General features: G+C 64.6%; 11 protein-coding genes. 2 read left to right on the top strand and 9 right to left on the bottom strand.

What is annotated here, in order from left to right; translation table 11 throughout:
• Window positions 1–117: 117 nt before the first annotated feature.
• From selO to betI, 6 genes are all read right to left on the bottom strand, one after another.
• Complete coding sequence (gene selO / locus RTI28_RS02735) at window positions 118–1,578, bottom strand: protein adenylyltransferase SelO (RefSeq protein ID WP_316919001.1); 1,461 nt, start codon at window positions 1,576–1,578, stop codon at window positions 118–120.
• On the bottom strand, window positions 1,575–4,889 hold the full coding sequence (gene mscK / locus RTI28_RS02730; RefSeq protein ID WP_316919000.1) for a mechanosensitive channel MscK: 3,315 nt from the start codon (window positions 4,887–4,889) through the stop codon (window positions 1,575–1,577). Before mscK ends, selO begins: the two co-directional genes overlap by 4 nt.
• A gap of 53 nt (window positions 4,890–4,942) precedes the next feature.
• On the bottom strand, window positions 4,943–6,685 hold the full coding sequence (locus RTI28_RS02725; protein ID WP_042121330.1) for a potassium/proton antiporter: 1,743 nt from the start codon (window positions 6,683–6,685) through the stop codon (window positions 4,943–4,945).
• A 265-nt stretch (window positions 6,686–6,950) separates the two neighbouring features.
• On the bottom strand, window positions 6,951–8,651 hold the full coding sequence (gene betA, locus RTI28_RS02720) for a choline dehydrogenase (protein ID WP_316918999.1): 1,701 nt from the start codon (window positions 8,649–8,651) through the stop codon (window positions 6,951–6,953).
• Window positions 8,652–8,735: 84 nt separating this feature from the next.
• A complete protein-coding gene (betB, locus tag RTI28_RS02715; protein ID WP_316918998.1) occupies window positions 8,736–10,208 on the bottom strand; it encodes a betaine-aldehyde dehydrogenase in 1,473 nt (490 codons plus the stop codon).
• Window positions 10,209–10,236: 28 nt separating this feature from the next.
• Entirely contained in the window at window positions 10,237–10,902 is a 666-nt protein-coding gene (betI, locus tag RTI28_RS02710) for a transcriptional regulator BetI (RefSeq protein WP_316918997.1), read from the bottom strand.
• Window positions 10,903–11,384: 482 nt separating this feature from the next.
• On the opposite strand from betI, the gene RTI28_RS02705 reads away from it, so the two are divergent.
• Window positions 11,385–13,331: a BCCT family transporter gene (locus tag RTI28_RS02705; RefSeq protein ID WP_316919114.1), complete on the top strand. Its 1,947-nt coding sequence runs from the start codon at window positions 11,385–11,387 to the stop codon at window positions 13,329–13,331.
• A gap of 455 nt (window positions 13,332–13,786) precedes the next feature.
• Here the strand turns inward: RTI28_RS02705 and choV are convergent, their stop codons facing one another.
• The 3 genes from choV to RTI28_RS02690 form a co-directional block, all read right to left on the bottom strand.
• Window positions 13,787–14,962, bottom strand: a complete 1,176-nt coding sequence (gene choV, locus RTI28_RS02700) for a choline ABC transporter ATP-binding protein (protein WP_316918996.1) — start codon at window positions 14,960–14,962, stop codon at window positions 13,787–13,789.
• Entirely contained in the window at window positions 14,959–15,807 is an 849-nt protein-coding gene (gene choW, locus RTI28_RS02695) for a choline ABC transporter permease subunit (RefSeq protein WP_170946366.1), read from the bottom strand. The genes choV and choW overlap by 4 nt, the downstream gene beginning before the upstream one ends.
• A 66-nt stretch (window positions 15,808–15,873) precedes the next feature.
• Window positions 15,874–16,821: a choline ABC transporter substrate-binding protein gene (locus RTI28_RS02690; RefSeq protein ID WP_316918995.1), complete on the bottom strand. Its 948-nt coding sequence runs from the start codon at window positions 16,819–16,821 to the stop codon at window positions 15,874–15,876.
• Window positions 16,822–17,268: 447 nt separating this feature from the next.
• Between RTI28_RS02690 and RTI28_RS02685 the strand changes: the two genes are divergently transcribed.
• Window positions 17,269–18,645 (top strand): L-serine ammonia-lyase, encoded by a 1,377-nt coding sequence (locus tag RTI28_RS02685; RefSeq protein WP_316918994.1) that lies wholly within the window; start codon window positions 17,269–17,271, stop codon window positions 18,643–18,645.
• Window positions 18,646–18,860 lie beyond the last annotated feature (215 nt).

Below are 18,860 nucleotides of genomic sequence, written 5' to 3'. Positions count from 1 at the left end.
GAGCTGGCTTGCCTGCGAAGGACCGCACAGCGGTCCCCGATAGCAGCGAGGTCCGGGACCGCTACGCGGTCCTTCGCGGGCAAGCCACGCTCCTACAGGGCGGTGGCGCTCGTGTTGCTATGAGGAACAACTGATCTCCAGATGCTTGCCCCACTCCGGCGGCCGCTCGGCATAGGCCTCCATCCCCGGCTGTTCCTCGAACGGTCGGCGCAGCACTTCATGCAGGCGCCGAACCTCGGTGAAATCCCCACCCTGCGCCGCCTCGATGGCCCGCTGCGCCAGGTAGTTGCGCAGCACATACAGCGGGTTCACTGCATGCATCCGCTCACGCCGCCCGTCGGCATTGCCCGGCTCGCGCCGCACCCGCTCCAGGTAATCCGCGCTCCACTGGTCGAAACCGCTCAGCTCGACGAAATCGTCGCGCACCACCCGCAAGGCCTGCTCCACCGGCTGATCGCCGAGCTTGCGGAAGAACAGGCTGTAATCCACAGCCCCCGGCTGCATCAGGCTGAGCAGGCGCTGGATCAGCACCTTGTCGCCCTCTTCGGCGCTGGTCAGGCCGAGGCGACGGCGCATCAGGTCGAGGTAGTGCGCCTCGTACAGCGGCAGGAACAGCCCCAGCGCTTCCTGCAGCGCCTCGACGCTGATGAACGGCGTCAGTGCCTGGGCCAGGGCACTGAGGTTCCAGTGGGCGATCGGCACCTGGTTGCTGTAGCTGTAGCGCCCCTGGTCGTCGGAATGGTTGCAGATGAACCCGGCATCGAAGTCGTCGAGGAAGGCATAGGGGCCGAAGTCGAAGGTGATGCCGAGGATCGACATGTTGTCGGTGTTCATCACCCCATGGCAGAAACCGTAGGCCTGCCATTTGCCGATCAGCTCGGCATTGCGCTCGACGATGGTGCGGAACATCGCCAGGTACGGCTCGTCCGCCGCGCGGCACTCGGGGTAGTGCTGCTCCAGCACATGGTCGACGAGGATGCGCTGCTGCTCCGGCTGGCGGGTGTAGTAGAAGTACTCGAAATGGCCGAAACGGATATGGCTCGGCGCCAGGCGCAGGAGCATCGCCGCGGTCTCGCGGGTTTCCCGCCACACCGGGGTGCTCGAACCGATCACGCACAGCGCCCGGCTGCTGGGGATGCCCAGGGCGTGCAGGGCTTCGGAGGCGAGGAATTCGCGGATCGACGAGCGCAGCACCGCGCGGCCATCACCCATGCGCGAGTAAGGCGTCTGGCCCGCGCCTTTCAGGTGCAGGTCCCAGGATTCGCCGGCGTCGTTGCGCACTTCGCCCAGCAGCAGGCCGCGACCATCGCCCAGGCGCGGGTTGTAGGAGCCGAACTGATGCCCGGAATAGATCATCGCCCGCGGCTCGGCCTCGGACCACAGCTTGTGCCCGGAAAACAGCTCGGCGAACACCGGCGAATACGCCTCGGTGGGCTCCAGGTCGAGCAGGGCCATGGCCTCTGCGCTGGCCACCACCAGTTGCGGAGCATCGATCGGCTCCGGCAGCACTTCGGTGGAAAACCCGTCGCCCAGGCGGGCGAAGCGGTTGTCGAAGGTCAGTTCGTCGAGGGCTTTCACGCGGGGGCTCCTGGCGTGCCATCGGGTTTGAGCGCGTCGCCCATGGGAATCAACTGCTTCTTGTTGCCCTGGGTGTCCATGATGAACACCTCCACCTGGCGCACGGAAATCTTGATGTTGTGCGCCTTGAACTCGCGGTTGATGTAGCGGTTCAGTTCGTCGAGGGTCGGGTTGCGGTCGCCGAGGTCACGCACGTGCATGCGCAGTTCGTGGTCCAGCGAGCTTTCGCCGAAGTTGAGGAAGTACACGATCGGTTCCGGATCCTTCAGTACCCGCGGGTTCTCGCGAGCGCCCTTGAGCAGCAGGTCGCGCACCAGGTCGAGGTCCGAGCCGTAGTCGATGCCGAGCTTGAGGGTGACCCGGGTGACCGTGTCGGTCAGCGACCAGTTGATCAGCTGGCCGGTGATGAAGGTCTTGTTCGGGACGATGATGTCCTTGCGGTCGAAGTCGGTGATGGTAGTGGCGCGGATGCGGATCTTGCTCACCGTGCCGGACAGGTTGCCGATGGTGATGGTGTCGCCGATCCGCACCGGACGCTCGAACAGGATCATGATGCCGGAGATGAAGTTGGCGAAGATCTCCTGCATGCCGAAGCCGAGGCCGACCGATAGCGCGGCCACCAGCCACTGCAACTTGTCCCAGCTGACGCCGAGGGTCGACAGGGTCGAGACGAAACCGACGCCGACGATGACGTAGGAGAGCAGGGTGGTGGTGGCGTAGGCGCTGCCCTGGGCCAGGTCCAGCTTGGACAGCACCAGCACCTCCAGCAGGCCGGGCAGGTTGCGCGCCAGGGCCAGGGTGATGCCGACGATGACCAGGGCGCCGAGCAGGTCGCCGAGGCTGATCGGCACCATGCTCGCGGTGGCGCCGGTGCCGCTGGTGTACTCGTAGAGGGTGAAGTTGTTCAGGTAGGCGAACACCGTGATCAGGTCGGCCCAGACGAAGTACAGGCCGCCGATGAACACGCCGAGCAGGGCCAGGCGGATCAGGCGCAGGGACTGCTGGTTGACCTGTTCGATGTCCAGGTTCGGCTCTTCCACCGGCACTTCGCCGTCCAGGCCTTCCTTGGCCTGCTGGCGCTTGGTCAGGGCGCGCTGGTAGGCCAGGCGCCGCGCCGCCACGGCCAGGCCGCGGACGAAGGTGGCCTCGATCACCAGCCAGAACATCAGCAGGTACAGGGTGTAGATCAGCCGGTCGCTGAGTTTCAGCGCGGTGTAGTAGTAGCCGAAGCACACTGCGACGAACAGGGCGATGGGCAGGGCGGTGAAGGCCACGCCCACGGCCTTGCGGAACAGCGAGGTGTTGCGGTGGGTCGGGCTGCTCAGCAGCAGGCGGCTGAGCAGCCAGGCCATCAGGGCGTAGCAGGTCAGCACCACGCCGATGCCCAGCACGTCGTCGGCCAGGGCTGACGGCTGGTGTTCGGCCACCGCGACCACGCCGACCAGGGCCAGGACCACCGCGCCGAGGCGACGGATCCAGCGGCGGAGGAATTCCACCTGGGGCTTTTCCCAGCGGAAATGCAGCTCGGCCACGCCGCCCGGTGCGAGGATCCGGTAGGCGGTGTAGAACACCAGCCAGGCCTGGGCGATCTGCCAGAGGGCGGCGCCGAGGTTGGCGTTCTGGCCGCGGGCGTCGATCTGCAGGGCGTAGCCGCACAAGGCGAGGAACAGGCTCAGCGGCAGGGCCAGGAGGATGTTGATCAGGATCGCCTGTGGCGTGTGCCACTGGCTGTCACGCTTGAAGTGGCCGATATCGCTGTGCACCTTGCTCAGCCGTGCGTACAGGTACTTGCGCCGCCACAGCAGGGCACCGATCAACAGCAGCAGCGGCAGGAACAGCAGCGGTCGCTCCAGCAGGCCGTCGGCCAGTTCGCTGACGCCCGCGCCCCAAGGCAGGCTCACCACCTGCTTCGGTAGGCGCTCGGGGATGTAGCGCAGCCACTCCAGGTCCAGCGGCTTGTTGCTGGGGATCCAGAACATCTGCTCGTCGAGGGTCGCGCGCAGGTTTTGCGCGGTGCTCAGCAGTTGCTTCTGGTTCAGTTGCAGGGTGATGGATTCGTTGAGCAGGGAGCTCAGTTCGCGGTTCAGGCGTTCGAGCAGGTCGGAGCGGGTGATCGCCACGTCCAGCAGGGCCTTGCGCAGCGCCGGGGTGACCTGCTCGGCGGGCTGGTTCTCCAGCAGCTTGTCGACGTACTGGCTGGGGCTGGCGATCAGCTCGCGCTGCTGGTTGACCTCGAACTGGTACAGGCGGATATCGGCGATCTGGTCGGCCAGGTCGCGGTCCAGCTTGAGGTGCGGCAGGGCCTGCTTCTGCTTGTAGAGGATCTTCGACAGCAGCAGGCTGCCCTTGAGCACGTTGATCTGCTCGTCCAGGGCCTGGTCGGCCTGGCTCAGGCTGTCCAGTTGCTGCTTGGCCTTGAGGTTCTGCTGGGTCACTTCGTTGAGGCGGTCGGTGCTGCGCAGCAGGTAGTCGGAGAGCTTCAGGTTGGCCGCGCTCTCGGTGGCCAGGACGGTGCTGCCGCCGGCCTTCTGCGCTTCGATGGACTGCTGGGTGACGGTCTGCTGTGACTGTGCCAGGCGCTTTTCGTTGATCAGCGTCTGCAGGTCCTGGATTTCCTGTTCCATGCGCGCGACGCGCTCGATCAGCAGGTCGTGCCGGGCGTTGCCGAGGTCCTGCAGCAGGCTGTTGCCGGCCAGTTCCTGGCGGCGCAGCAGGGTCAGGGCGTTGAGCGAGGCCAGTTCGGCGTTGAGCTGGTTGCGCTGGTCGGCGGACAGCGGCTTGCCGCCGTCCTTGCCGGCCTTGAGGATGCTGTTGATCTGCTGGCTGCGGGTCTGGTTGTTGCTGATCTCGGCCTGGGCCCGCTCGGGACGGGTCTGCGCGTTGATGGTCAGGCTGTTGGCTTCGGACAGGGCCTTCTGCAGCTCGCCCTGTTCGGTGGTCCGTTCGGACAGCAACTGCTCCAGCTGCGGCACGCTCATTGCCGCGTAGCGCTGTGGCGCCGGCGTCTGCTTGCTGGCCAGCAGGCGCGCCAGTTCGCGCTGGCTCTCGGTGGTCTGCTTGGGCGCGTCGAGCAACTGCTGCTTGAGCGCGGCCAGGCGTTTTTCGTAGTCAGCCTTGTTGGTCAGAAACGCCAGGGTCTGTTCGAGTACCTGCTGCAGGGCCTTCTGGTCGGCCTCCGGCAGCTTGCGCTCGGCGATCTTGTCGAGGCTCCGCTGGACGCTCTCGGTGGTGGGTGGCTCCGCGGCGAAGGCGGTGGACAGGGACAGGCACAGCCCGATCAGGGCTGCGCCGACAAGCGTGCGCAGGGACATAGGCAGAAAATTCGTACAGTCGAACTGGAAAGGGCAGTGTAAAGGAGCCGCTTTTACAGGAACAGACCGGGGCCTGGGCGGCTGCCTTCGGGGAATCTGATCCCCACTTTCTGGATCTTGTTCCCGTCCATGAGTGCAACAGTCCATGTCGTGTTGTTCCACTCGATCTGGTCGCCGACCACCGGCGCGCCACCGACTTTCTGCTGGATGAAGCGGGCCAGCGGCATGTGCGGATCCTGGCCGTCCAGTTGCAGGCCGTAGAGCGCCGCGACCGCGCCCAGCTCGGCGTCGCCTTCGAGGACGAAGTCACCGAAGAAACGCAGGTCCAGGCCGCGCTGCGGCGCCTGGCTGAACAGCTTGCCGAGGGCCGGCAGGTTGTGTTCGTGGCCGATTACGCAGAGCAGGTCGCCCACTTCCAGGGTGGTACTTCCCGACGGATGGAGCAGTTGCTGGCCGCGGAACAGCGCGGCGATGCGCGTGCCTTCGGGCATCTTCAGCTCGCGCAGGGCGGCGCCGATGCACCACTTTTCCGCGCCGAGGCGGTAGACGAACAGCTCCCATTCGCTGGTGATATGGACTTCCAGGGCCGAACGGGAGATCGGCGCCGGGTCCGGCGGTACCGTCACTTTCAGCAGGCGCGCGACCCACGGCAGGCTGGTGCCTTGCACCAGCAGCGACACGAGGACGATGAAGAACGCCAGGTTGAAGTACAGCTGGGCCTGGGGCAGGCCGGCCATCAGCGGGAACACGGCGAGAATGATCGGCACCGCGCCGCGCAGGCCGACCCAGGAAATGAAGGCTTTCTCGCGGCCATGGAAAGCCTTGAACGGCAGCAGGCCGGCGACCACCGACAGCGGCCGCGCCACCAGGATCATCCACAGCGCCAGGGCCAGGGCCGGCAGAGCGATTGGCAGCAGGTCGTGGGGTGTGACCAGCAGGCCGAGGACCAGGAACATGCCGATCTGCGCCAGCCAGGCCATGCCGTCGAGCATGTGCAGGATGCCGTGGCGGCTGCGGATCGGACGGTTGCCGAGGACCAGGCCGAACAGGTAGACGGCGAGGAAGCCGCTGCCGTGCAGGGCGTTGGTCAGGGCGAAGATCACCAGGCCGCCGGCGATCACCAGGATCGGGTAGAGGCCGCCGGCCAGGTTGATGCGGTTGACCAGCTGCAGCATCAGCCATCCGCCGCCGAGGCCCAGCACGCCGCCGATGCCGAATTCCTGCACCAGGTGCAGCAGCAGGCTCCAGTGCAGGCCGGTCTGGCCGCTGGCGATCATGTCGATCAGGGTCACGGTGAGGAACACCGCCATCGGGTCGTTGCTGCCGGATTCGATTTCCAGGCTGGCGGTGACCCGCTCGTTGAGGCCCTTGCCGCCGAGCAGGGAGAACACCGCGGCGGCGTCGGTGGAGCCGACGATGGCGCCGATCAGCAGGCCCTGCATCAGGTTGAGGTCGAACAGCCAGGCCGCGGCCATGCCGGTGAGGCCGGTGGTGATCAGCACGCCCACCGTGGCCAGCGACAGCGCCGGCCACAGCGCCACGCGGAAGCTCGCGACCCGCGTGCGCAGGCCGCCGTCGAGGAGGATCACGGCGAGGGCGAGGTTGCCGACCAGGTAGGCGACCGGATAGTTGTTGAAGATGATGCCGCCGCCATCGACCCCGGCGACCATGCCGACGGCGAGGATGATGACGAGAATCGGGATGCCCAGGCGCGAAGACAGCGAGCTGACCAGGATACTTGCCCCCACCAGCAATGCGCCGATGAGGAACAGGCTGTTGATGGTGCTCGCATCCAAAGGCAGTACTCCGGGAACATCGCGGGAAAGAGGACCTGACCGATAAGCAGGTCGCATGCCAACCGATTCTAACCTGATGAATTGGCGGGCTGTAAAGCGTTTCCGCAGATGTAGAAAAGGCACCTGGGACAGGTGCCTTTTTCGGTGTTACCAGTGCTGGCCTCATCGCCGGCAACGCCGGCTCCCACAGGGTTCGGCGGTGCACGCGATACCTGTGGGAGCGGGCGTTGCCCGCGATGGGGCCGGTACAGGCCCCATCAAACCATCAGGCCTGCTTCACTTCCCGCAGCGCCTTGCCCTTCACCGGCGCGCCATTGGCCACGTAGTACTTGGCGGTGCTGCGCGGCAGCGGCTGGCGGCCACGGATCTTGTCGGCGATTTTCTCGGCGATCATGATCGTGGTGGCGTTCAGGTTGCCGGTGATGATGATCGGCATGATCGACGCATCCACCACCCGCAGGCCTTGCATGCCATGCACACGGCCCTGGCCATCGACCACCGCCATGTCGTCCTCGCCCATCTTGCACGAGCAGGAGGGGTGGAACGCGGTCTCGGCGTGTTCGCGGATGAACTTGTCCAGTTCCTCGTCGGTCTGCACGTGCTCGCCCGGGCTGATCTCGCGGCCGCGGTAGGCGTCCAGCGCCGGCTGGGCCATGATTTCGCGGGTCAGGCGGATGCCGTCGCGGAATTCCTGCCAGTCCTGCTCGGTGGCCATGTAGTTGAACAGGATGCTCGGGTGCTGGCGCGGATCGCGGGACTTCAGCTTGATCCGGCCGCGGCTCGGCGAACGCATCGAACCCATGTGCGCCTGGAAGCCGTGTTCCTTCACGCCGTTGGAGCCGTTGTAGTTAATCGCCACCGGCAGGAAGTGGTACTGGATGTTCGGCCATTCGAACTCCGGACGGGTACGGATGAATCCGCCGGCTTCGAACTGGTTGCTGGCGCCGATGCCGGTGCCGTTGAACAGCCACTCGGCACCGATGGCCGGCTGGTTCCACCACAGCAGCGACGGATACAGCGACACCGGCTGGGTGCAGGCGTACTGCAGGTACAGCTCGAGGTGGTCCTGCAGGTTCTCGCCGACGCCCGGCAGTTCGTGGACCAGCGGGATGCCCAGGCTGTCCATCAGCTCGCGCGAGCCAACGCCGGAGCGCTGCAGCAGTTGCGGCGAGGCGATGGCGCCGCTGCAGACGATGACTTCCTTGCGCGCGCGGGCTTCCACGCGCTCTTCGCTGGAGCCGACCAGGTAGGTCACGCCAACGGCGCGCTTGCCTTCGAACAGCACGCGATCGCTCAGGGCGTGGGTGACGATGGTCAGGGTCGGACGCTTCTTGGCGGTGTCCAGGTAGCCACGGGCGGTGCTGGAACGGCGGCCGTTCTTGGTCACGCTGCGGTCCATCGGGCCGAAGCCTTCCTGCTGGTAGCCGTTGAGGTCTTCGGTGCGCGGGTAACCGGCCTGCACGCCGGCTTCGACCATGGCGTGGAACAGCGGGTTGTTGCCGGCCTTGGGCGTGGCCACGCTGACCGGGCCTTCGCCGCCGTGGTAGTCGTTGGGGCCGATGTCACGGGTTTCCGCCTTGCGGAAATACGGCAGGCAGTCCAGGTAGGTCCAGTCTTCCAGGCCCGGCAGTTGCGCCCAGCCGTCGAAGTCCATGGCGTTGCCGCGGATGTAGCACATGCCGTTGATCAGCGAGGAACCGCCCAGGCCCTTGCCGCGACCGCATTCCATGCGGCGGCCGTCCATGTGCGGCTCCGGATCGGTCTCGTAGGCCCAGTTGTAGCGGCGACCCTGCAGCGGGAAGGCCAGCGCGGCCGGCATCTGCGTGCGGAAGTCGGCACGGTAGTCCGGGCCGCCGGCTTCCAGCAGCAGGACGGTGACGCCTTCGTCTTCGGTCAGGCGTGTGGCCAGGGTGTTACCGGCCGAGCCGGCACCGACGATGATGTAGTCGAAAATATGGGAGGACATGTTCTGTTCCCTCTTTGAGCAGGCAGGTGGGAGAGCGGGGAGGCGCCCGGTCGGCAGGGACCGGGCGCGACTACAAGGGGGCGCTTAGAACACCGAGTTGTAGTTGCCCAGCTCGACCTGGACCGACTTGATGCGGGTGTACTGGGCCAGCGAGCTGATCCCGTTTTCGCGGCCGACACCGGACTGCTTGTAGCCACCGACCGGCATTTCCGCCGGCGACTCGCCCCAGGCGTTGATCCAGCAGATACCGGCTTCCAGCTGGTGGATGATGCGGTGGGCGCGGCTGATGTCGTTGGTGCAGACGCCGGCGGCCAGGCCGTATTCGGTGTCGTTGGCGCGACGGATGACTTCTTCCTCGGTCTCGTAGCTGAGGATGCTCATCACCGGGCCGAAGATCTCTTCCTTGACGATGGTCATGTCGTCGCGGCAGTCGGTGAACACGGTCGGCGCGACGAAGGCGCCCTTGGCGAATTCACCCTCGGTCAGGCGCTCGCCGCCGCACAGCACGCGGGCACCTTCTTCCTTGCCCTTGGCGATGTACGACAGGACGCTTTCCATGTGCGGGAAGCTGACCAGCGGACCGAAGTTGGTGTTTTCGTCTTCCGGGTTGCCAACGCGGATGCGCGCGACACGTTCAACGATTTTCGCTTCGAAAGCCGCCTTCATCGATGCAGGAACGAAGACGCGGGTGCCGTTGGTGCAGACCTGACCGGAGCTGTAGAAGTTGGCCATCATGGCGATGTCGGCGGCCTTGTCCAGGTCGGCGTCCTCGCAGATGATCAGCGGCGACTTGCCGCCCAGTTCCATGGTCACTTCCTTCAGCGACGAGCTGGAGGCGCTGGCCATGACCTTCTTGCCGGTGGTGGTGCCGCCGGTGAAGGAGACTTTCTCGATGCGCGGGTGCTCGGTCAGCCAGGTGCCGACTTCGCGGCCGCTGCCGGTGAGGACGTTGAACACGCCGTCCGGCAGGCCGGCTTCGGTGTAGATCTCGGCCAGTTTCAGGGTGGTCAGCGAAGTGACTTCCGACGGCTTGAAGATCATCGCGTTGCCGGCGGCCAGGGCCGGGGCGGATTTCCACAGGGCGATCTGGATCGGGTAGTTCCACGCGCCGATGCCGACGGTGACGCCCAGCGGCTCGCGGCGGGTGTAGACGAACGACGATTCGCGCAGCGGGATCTGCTCGCCTTCGATGGCTGGCACCAGGCCTGCGTAGTACTCCAGCACGTCGGCGCCGGTGACGATGTCGACGTAGCGGGTTTCCGAGTAGGACTTGCCGGTGTCCAGGGTTTCCAGGGCGGCCAGCTCGTCGTTGCGCTCGCGCAGGATGTCCACGGCGCGGCGCAGGATGCGCGAGCGCTGCATGGCGGTCATCGCGGCCCAGACTTTCTGGCCGCGCTCGGCGCTTGCCACGGCGCGCTCGACGTCGGCCTGGGTGGCGCGTTGCACATGGGCGAGGACTTCGCCGTTGGCCGGGTTGATGGCTTCGAAGGTGGCATCGCTGCCAGCGTCGACGTAACCGCCATCAATGTAGAGTTTTTGCGTTTCGAAACGGGCCATAGTGTCCTCGCAAGTGCAATGTGGGGGGCTATCCGGCAGCGGCTCCCGACTTCTTCCGGGAGGGCTTGCGCGGGGCTTCAGAGGCCTGGGTCTGTGTGTCCGGGCTCGTCTGTTTAGCCAGTTGTAGATCCATGTATTCGTAAGCGATTTGCTGCGCCTGGTGGGTATCGAAGGCGTCTCCGGAGAGCGCACCGCGCAGCCACAGACCGTCGATCAGAGCTGCCAGGCCGCGGGCTGCGCTGCGTGCATCGGCAAGCGGCAGGACGCGGCGGAACTGGCAGCACAGGTTGGAATACAGGCGGTGATCGTTGATCCGCTGCAACCTGTGCAAGGACGGCTGGTGCATGCTGGTGGCCCAGAACGCCAACCAGGTTTTCATTGCCGGGCCATTGACCTGGCTGGCGTCGAAGTTGCCTTCGATGATCACCTGCAGGTGGGCGCGCGGGCTGTTGTCCGTGAGTGCCTGGCGACGGGCGGCGACGCCCTCGCTCAATACCGTCATCAAGTACTGCATGGTCGCTGCGATCAGGCCGTTCTTGTCCTGAAAGTAGTGACTGATGATGCCATTCGACACACCGGCCAAACGGGCGATCAGCGCAATGCTGGCATCCCCCATGCCGACCTGGTCGATAGCCGTCAACGTGGCTTCGATCAACTGCTGGCGGCGAATGGGTTGCATACCGACCTTGGGCATCTTGCAAATCTCCTCAGGCCTGCGAGCAGACGACAGGCGGCTGACTCGGCGAAGGCCAGTCTATTTTGTTTTGATTGAACGTTCAATCAACAAAGAATAAGCTCTGCGACAATTCGTACCCTTGACAGGCTTTTGCGCCCGTCAGAAAGCGCGAATCGGCACCCCCGAAAAGACGTGTAACCCCCGTAGAACAAGGTTGTTGGCGCGCACAGACGCAACGTTGAACAGCTCCGCCGAACGGCCCAGGGCCCTGCGGCGAAACCCTCGAGCCGGGGTTTTCCACGCTGTTTTCAACGCATTCGATTTGGGATCACGGTTTTTCAAGGTGCTTTTATATCACCTGCGGCGATGGGGCTATTGCACCAATTGCCCGGGTGACGGGTTGTTTCTCTTTTTCCTACGCACCGCCTTGGAGCATCCGTGCAATGAGTTCTGCCTCCCTGATCAAGACCCCCGCCGAGAGGGTTCGGGTCAACAGCGTGGTGTTTTTCACCTCGACGCTGCTGATCCTCTGTTTGACTGCCTTGCTGATCGCGGTCCCGGAAACCGCCGGTCGCGTGCTCGGGCAGGCGCAAGCCTGGCTGTCGCGCAGCTTCGGCTGGTACTACATGCTGGTGATCGGCGGCTACCTGCTGTTCGTCATCGCCATCGCCTTCTCCCGCTACGGCAAGCTCAAGCTGGGCGGCAAGGACGACAAGCCGGACTTCAGCTACGGCGCCTGGGCCGGCATGCTGTTTTCCTCGGGCATCGGTATCTCGCTGCTGTACTTCGGTGCTTCCGAGCCGCTGGACCACTACTTCAATCCGCCGGGCGGCGCTTCGCCGAGCCTGCAGACCGCTCGTGAAGGCCTGCAACTGACCTTCCTCCACTGGGGCCTGCACGGCTGGGCGATCTACGCCCTGGTCGGCCTCGCCGTGGCCTACTTCGCCTACCGTCACAACCAGCCGCTGGCCCTGCGCTCGGCGCTGTATCCGCTGGTCGGCGAGCGCTGGGTCAAGGGTGCCGCCGGGCACATGGTCGATATCTTCGGCATGTTCGTGACCCTGCTGGGCCTGGTGACCAACCTCGGCATCGGCTCGATGCAGGTGTCGTCCGGCCTGGAATACCTGTTCGGCATGGAGCACAGCAACACCAACCTGCTGATCGTGATCCTGGTGATGAGCACCGTGGCGACCATCGCCGCGGTGTCGGGTGTGGAGAACGGCATTCGCCGCCTGTCCAACCTGAACATCCTGCTGTTCAGCGGCCTGCTGCTGTTCGTCCTGCTCAACGGCCCGACCCTGCACCTGCTCAACGGCTTCGTGCAGAACATCGGCGACTACCTCAACGGCGTGGTGCTGAAGACCTTCGACCTCTATGTCTATGAAGGCGACGCGGCCAAGTCCGAGCGCTGGCTGGGCCTGTGGACCGTGTTCTACTGGGCCTGGTGGATCTCCTGGGGTCCGTTCGTCGGCATGTTCATCGCGCGGATTTCCCGTGGCCGTACCGTCGGCGAGCTGGTCGCCGGCGTGCTCCTGATCCCGCTGGGCTTCACCCTGGCCTGGCTGTCGATCTTCGGTAACACCGCGCTGGACCTGGTGATCAACCAGGGGGCCGTGGAACTGGGGCGCACGGCCCTGGAACAGCCGTCGATGTCGATCTACCAACTGCTGGAACACTTCCCGGCGGCGAAGATCGTCGTCGGTGTCGCGGTGTTCGTCGGCTTCGTGCTGTTCCTCACCCCGGCCGACTCCGGCGCGGTGATGATGGCCAACCTGTCGTGCAAGGGCGGCAACGTCGACGAAGACGCGCCGCACTGGCTGCGTATCCTCTGGTCCGCGATCATCACCCTGGTGACCATCGGCCTGTTGTTCGCCGGCAACTTCGAAGCCATGCAGACCATGGTGGTGCTGGCCGGCCTGCCGTTCTCGGTGGTGCTGGTGGTGTTCATGTTCGGCCTGTACAAGGCGATGAAGCAGGACAGCCAGATCGAACAGGAGCAGGCCGAACTGGCTGCCCGTGGTCGTCGTGGTTTCAGCGAACGCCTCAGCCAGCTGGACTTGCAGCCGACCCAGGCGATGGTCCAGCGTTTCATGGACAAGCGGGTCAGCCCGGCGTTGAAAGAGGCCGCCGAGCAGCTGCGCAACATGGGGCTGAACGTGCAGACCCGTGTGGGCCAGTCGCGCGAGGCCATGGGCCTGCGCATCGAGATGGAAGAGGGCAACCCGTTCGTCTACGAAGTCAGCCTCGACGGCTACCTGGCCGCGCCGAGCGAAGCGCCGGTGGAAGGCGAGAGCGAAGTGCGCCAGCGCTTCTATCGCGCCGAGGTGTACCTGCACAACGGCAGTCAGGAATACGACCTGATGGGCTTCACCCCGGAGCAGATCACCCGGGATGTGCTGGATCAGTTCGAGAGTCACCGGCAGTTGTTGGGTCGGGTCTATAGCTGATCGTTGACGTAGAAAAAGGGCCTTGCCGGTGACGGTGAGGCCCTTTTTTCATGGGGTTGTGGTGGGGCTGGTTTGCTGGTGATGGGGTCGTGTCAAGGCTGCCAGGTGTCTGTCTTGAGTCTTGCAGCGCCCTTGAGATCGAGCGCCGCCCGCGCGGCGCATCGCTTGTGCATGTCGATGCTTTTCTAGCGCTCTCAAGATCGAGCGCCGTCCGCACGGCGCTCGATCTCCAGGACGCTAGAAGAGCATCGTCATGCACAGCGATGCGCCGCTCGATCTCCAGGGCGCTGCAAGATCAAGACAGGCACCTGGCAGCCTTGACGCGGTTCCCCGGCAAGCCTTCAGCGATGCGTGAACAGGTGGGGCCTGCAGAGTGGGACCGCTCTGCGGTCCTTCGCGAGCAAGCTCGCTCCCACGAGGATGGGAGCGAGCTTGTAGGGGGAGGGGCGTCGAGGTCAGCCGTGGTTCTTGCCCAGCAGCGCGTGATACAGCTCGCTGTCGCCGAGAATACCGACCACCTTGTTGCCTTCCTGCAGCACCAGCTTGTTGCCGGTCTGGTAACGGATCTGCAGGGCTTCGCGCATGCCGATGTTGACGTTGACCAGGGTCGGCTTGCGGCCCAGGTCTTCCACCGCCTGGCCCGGTGCCCAGTTCTGCAGGTCCAGGCCGTTGACGCCCTGGCGCGCGCCCTTGATCACGCCGTCGGCCAGGTCCAGCCAGGAGTCGCCGCCCGGGTCGATGCACACCGAGCCATTGACCCGCTTGCAGTTGTCCAGGGTGCGCATCAGGCTGCGGCCGCACAGCACGTTGAGCGGGTTGGTATGGGCGACGAAGGTGCGCACATAGTCATCCGCCGGGTTGAGCACGATCTCTTCCGGCTTGCTGTACTGGATGATCTTGCCGTCCTTCATGATGGCGATACGGCTACCCAGCTTCAGCGCTTCGTCGAGGTCGTGGCTGACGAACACGATGGTCTTGCTCAGCTTGGTCTGCAGCTCCAGCAGCTCGTCCTGCAGGCCCTGGCGGATCAGCGGGTCGAGGGCGGAGAAGGGTTCGTCCATCAGCAGGATGTCGGCGTCCATCGCCAGGGCGCGGGCCAGGCCGACACGCTGCTGCATGCCGCCGGAGAGTTCGTCGGGCTTCTTGTTGCGCCACTGGGTCAGGCCCACCAGCTCCAGTTTCTCGTCCACCAGCTTGCGCCGTTCCTTCTCCGGCCGGCCCTGCATTTCCAGGCCAAAGCTGATGTTCTCGCGCACCGTCAGCCAGGGCATCAGGGCGAACTTCTGGAACACCATGGCGATGCGCTTGGTGCGCATCATCTTCAGTTCCGCCGGGGTGCAGTGGGCGATATCGATGTGCGAGCCTTCGTGCTCGACGAACAGCTTGCCGCGGCTGACGGTGTTGAGGCCGTTGATGCAGCGCAGCAGGCTCGACTTGCCCGAACCCGACAGGCCCATCAGCACGCAAATCTCGCCCTTGTTGATATCCAGGTTGGCTTTTTCCACGCCCACCACCAGGCCGGTCTTCTTCAGGATCTGCTCCCGCGAAAGGCCCTGGTCAAGCAGGCTGAGGGCCTCCCGCGGTCGGTTGGAGAAGATGACGTCTACGTCTTCGAAGCGAATGATGCTCATGCCTCACCCCTTACCTGTACATCGGGTTGTTTGCAGATACGGTCGAGCATGATTGCCAGCAGGACGATCGCCAGCCCGGCTTCGAAGCCCAGGGCGATATCGGCAGTGTTCAGTGCGTTGACCACGGGTTTGCCCAGGCCGTCGGCACCCACCAGCGCGGCGATCACCACCATCGACAACGACAGCATGATGCACTGGGTGACACCGGCCGCGATGCTCGGCATCGCATGGGGCAGTTCGATACGGGACAGCAGTTGCCGGCGCGAGCAGCCGAAGGCCTTGCCGGCGTCGAGCAGTTCCTGGGGCACGTCGCAGATGCCCAGGTAGGTCAGGCGGATCGGCGCGGCGATGGCGAACACCACCGTGGAGATCAGCCCGGGAACCACGCCCAGCCCGAACAGGGTCAGGGTCGGGATCAGGTAGACGAAGGTGGGGACCGTCTGCATCAGGTCGAGTACCGGGCGCATGGCGGTGTAGAACATCGGCTTGTGCGCCGCGACGATGCCCAGTGGCACGCCGATGGCCACGCAGACCAGGGTGGCGAACATCACCTGGGCCAGGGTCTCCATGGTTTCCTGCCAGTACCCCAGGTTGAGGATCAGCAGGAACGAGGCGACGCAGAACGCGGTCAGCGCCCACTTGCGCTGGATCAGGTGTGCGCCCACCGCGATCAGCCCGATGAGGACGAACGGATTGAACCAGGTCAGGGCCCCGGTCACGCCGTGGATCATCCATTCCAGCGCCGCGGCGAAGGCATCGAAGTAATTGGCGCCGTGTTGGGTCAGCCATTCAACGAAGGCCGCGATGTGCTGGCCCAGGGGTATTTTTTGATCGATCAGCATGATAGCGAGCGTCCACCTGCAAGGATTCGGAAACTCCCCGCGGCGGTCGTGGCCGCCGCGGGGACGTGCTTACTGCGTGAGTTTGGCCTTGGCGGCTTCCAGGCCGGGTTTGCCGTCCACGGTGGTGACACCGGCCAGCCAGGTGTCGAGCACCTGTGGGTTCTGTTTCAGCCAGGCCTTGGCGGCGGCATCGGCCTTCATCTTGTCGTCGAGTACGTTGCCCATCAGCGTGCTTTCCATGTCCAGGGTGAAGGACAGGTTCTTCAGCAACTGGCCGACGTTCGGGCATTCCTGCACATAGCCCTTGCGGGTGTTGGTCAGGACCGTGGCCTTGCCGAAATCGGGACCGAAGTAGTCATCACCGCCCGTGAGGTACTTCATCTTGAAACGGGTGTTCATCGGGTGCGGTTCCCAGCCGAGGAACACCACGGCCTGGTCGCGTTTCTGCGCACGATCGACCTGCGACAGCATGCCGGCCTCGCTCGACTCGACCACCTTGAAGCCGGCGTCCTTCAGGCCGAAGGCGTTCTTGTCGATCATGCTCTGGATGGTGCGGTTGCCGTCGTTGCCCGGCTCGATGCCGTAGATCTTGCCGTCGAGTTCCTTCTTGAACTTGGCGATATCGGCGAAGTCCTTCAGGCCCTTGTCGTACAGCGCCTGGGGTACCGCGAGGGTGTACTTGGCGTTCTCCAGGTTGGCGCGCACGGTTTCCACGGTGCCGGCATCGCGGTACTGCTTGATGTCGTTTTCCATGGTCGGCATCCAGTTGCCGAGGAACACGTCCATGTTCTTGCCGTCGGCCAGCGACTTGTAGGTCACCGGAACCGAGATCATGGTGGTGCGGGTCTTGTAGCCAAGGGATTGGAGGACTGCGCTGGTCACCGCGGTGGTGACCGTGATGTCGGTCCAGCCGACATCGGAGAAGTTGACCGTGTGACATTGTTCAGGCTCCGCGGCCTGGGCCAGCACCGGAAGACTCAATAGCGCGGCCAGTAACAACGAGGGTGAACCTTTCATGTATGGACTCCTGAGTGTTTTTTTTCGGATGTCCCAGGGACCGCCGTGCTTTATCTCTGCATTCGGTCGGGCCGGCTGCCGGACGACAGCGGGACGAGTGCCGTGCAATCGAGTCGATAACGATCATCTACCAGCGAAAAACAAACGCCTACAGGGTGCGTCGTAACCAGTACAGGCAGGGTCGCATCCAGTGCCGATGAGGTCGCTTATGGATCAAACGGCCCCGATACAGGCTCCTTCCCGTGAACTGCACCGCAAAAAACGGCGCTTTTCGACCCGCCGCGAGGGGCGGCGTTGCTGGACAAGAGTGAGTCGGTTGCAGACGTCAGAGGTGCCGACAAAAGCCTGATGATGCGCGGAATCGGCGGATTGCCGCCCAGTCAGCGTAGCAGCTGTGGCACCCGTGTCCGGGCTGTGCGCACCTGCCCAATCAGGAGGTTCGTGGCCATGGCCATCAGTGTGTTCGACCTGTTCAAGATCGGTGTCGGCCCGTCCAGTTCCCATACCGTCGGGCCCATGCGCGCCGCCGCCCTGTTCGTCCAGGGCCTGCGTGAACGCGGCGAGCTGGAACGGGTGCGGCGCATCGAAGTACGCCTCTATGGATCGCTGTCCGCCACCGGTGTCGGACACGGCAGCGACAACGCGGTGATCATGGGCCTGATGGGCGAATGGCCGGATGCGATCGACCCTTCCACCATCCCTCAGCGTATCGCTGAACTGCGCGAAACAGACACCTTGCAGCTCGATGGCCGGTTGCCCGTCGAGTTCGTCTGGAGGCGCGACATGCGCCTGCTCGACGAGAACCTGCCCTACCATCCCAACGCCATGACCCTGGTCGCCGAGCACGCCGAAGGCGAGCTGCACAGCGATACCTACTACTCGGTCGGCGGCGGCTTCGTGGTCGATGCGGCCCAGGCCGCCAGCGGTGTGCTGGACAGCGACACCACGGTGTTGCCCTACGATTTCAACAGCGCCGCGGAGCTGCTCGAACGCTGCAAGCAAAACGACATGCGCGTGTCGCAATTGATGCTGGAAAACGAGAAAGTCTGGCGCAGCGAGGCGGAGATTCGCGCGGGTCTGATGAAGCTCTGGAAGGCCATGCAGGAGTGCGTGGAAAACGGCCTCAAATATGAAGGCACGCTGCCCGGCGGACTCAATGTGAAGCGTCGTGCGGCCAAGCTGCACCGCAGCCTGCAGGAGCTGGGCAAGCCCAACGTGATCGGCTCGACCCTGAGCGCCATGGAATGGGTCAACCTGTATGCCCTGGCGGTCAACGAAGAGAACGCCGCCGGCGGGCGCATGGTCACCGCACCGACCAACGGCGCGGCGGGGATCATCCCGGCGGTGCTGCACTACTACATGCGCTTCAGCGACGAAGTCAGCGAGGCCTGCGTGGTGGACTTCTTCCTCGGTGCCGCGGCGGTCGGGATCCTGTGCAAGAAGAACGCCTCGATTTCCGGCGCCGAAGTGGGTTGCCAGGGTGAGGTCGGTTCGGCCTGTGCCATGGCGGCGGCAGGGCTGGCCGAAGTGCTCGGGGCGACCCCGGAGCAATTGGAGAACGCCGCGGAAATCGGTCTGGAGCACAACCTCGGCCTGACCTGCGACCCGGTCGGCGGGCTGGTCCAGGTGCCGTGCATCGAGCGCAACGCGATCGCCGCGGTGAAGGCGATCAACGCCGCGCAGATGGCCCTGCGGGGTGACGGCGAGCACTTCATTTCCCTCGACCGGGTGATCCGCACCATGCGCGATACCGGTGCCGACATGCACGACAAATACAAGGAAACCTCGCGCGGCGGCCTGGCGGTCAGCGCCATCGAGTGCTGATTTCGCTGCGCTGTTTTCGCTCATTGCTACGCACCCGCGCCGCCTTTTGGCGCGCGGGTTCGGAAGTGTCTTTCACGCATTGGAAACAATTCCCGCAGTACCAGCGGTGACATTCCGATGTGTCGTTTCTGGATATCCCACACAGTGGTGATACCGATCTGCCCACGAAATCGCTGGGCATGCTTTGGTCCGCGCCTCTTCGCCTGATTTGCATG

Source organism: Pseudomonas sp. zfem002 (genome assembly GCF_032621685.1).
In the GTDB taxonomy this organism is placed as follows: Bacteria; Pseudomonadota; Gammaproteobacteria; order Pseudomonadales; family Pseudomonadaceae; genus Aquipseudomonas; species Aquipseudomonas japonica.
This window is presented reverse-complemented; position numbering and strand designations above follow the sequence as displayed.

Bases quoted from the DNA above. Each gene is read 5' to 3' on its own strand.
- mscK (WP_316919000.1), bottom strand. From the start codon at position 4,889: ATGTCCCTGCGCACGCTTGTCGGCGCAGCCCTGATCGGGCTGTGCCTG.
- betA (WP_316918999.1), bottom strand. From the start codon at position 8,651: ATGTCCTCCCATATTTTCGACTACATCATCGTCGGTGCCGGCTCGGCC.
- betB (WP_316918998.1), bottom strand. From the start codon at position 10,208: ATGGCCCGTTTCGAAACGCAAAAACTCTACATTGATGGCGGTTACGTC.
- betI (WP_316918997.1), bottom strand. From the start codon at position 10,902: ATGCCCAAGGTCGGTATGCAACCCATTCGCCGCCAGCAGTTGATCGAA.
- choV (WP_316918996.1), bottom strand. From the start codon at position 14,962: ATGAGCATCATTCGCTTCGAAGACGTAGACGTCATCTTCTCCAACCGA.
- RTI28_RS02690 (WP_316918995.1), bottom strand. From the start codon at position 16,821: ATGAAAGGTTCACCCTCGTTGTTACTGGCCGCGCTATTGAGTCTTCCG.
- RTI28_RS02685 (WP_316918994.1), top strand. From the start codon at position 17,269: ATGGCCATCAGTGTGTTCGACCTGTTCAAGATCGGTGTCGGCCCGTCC.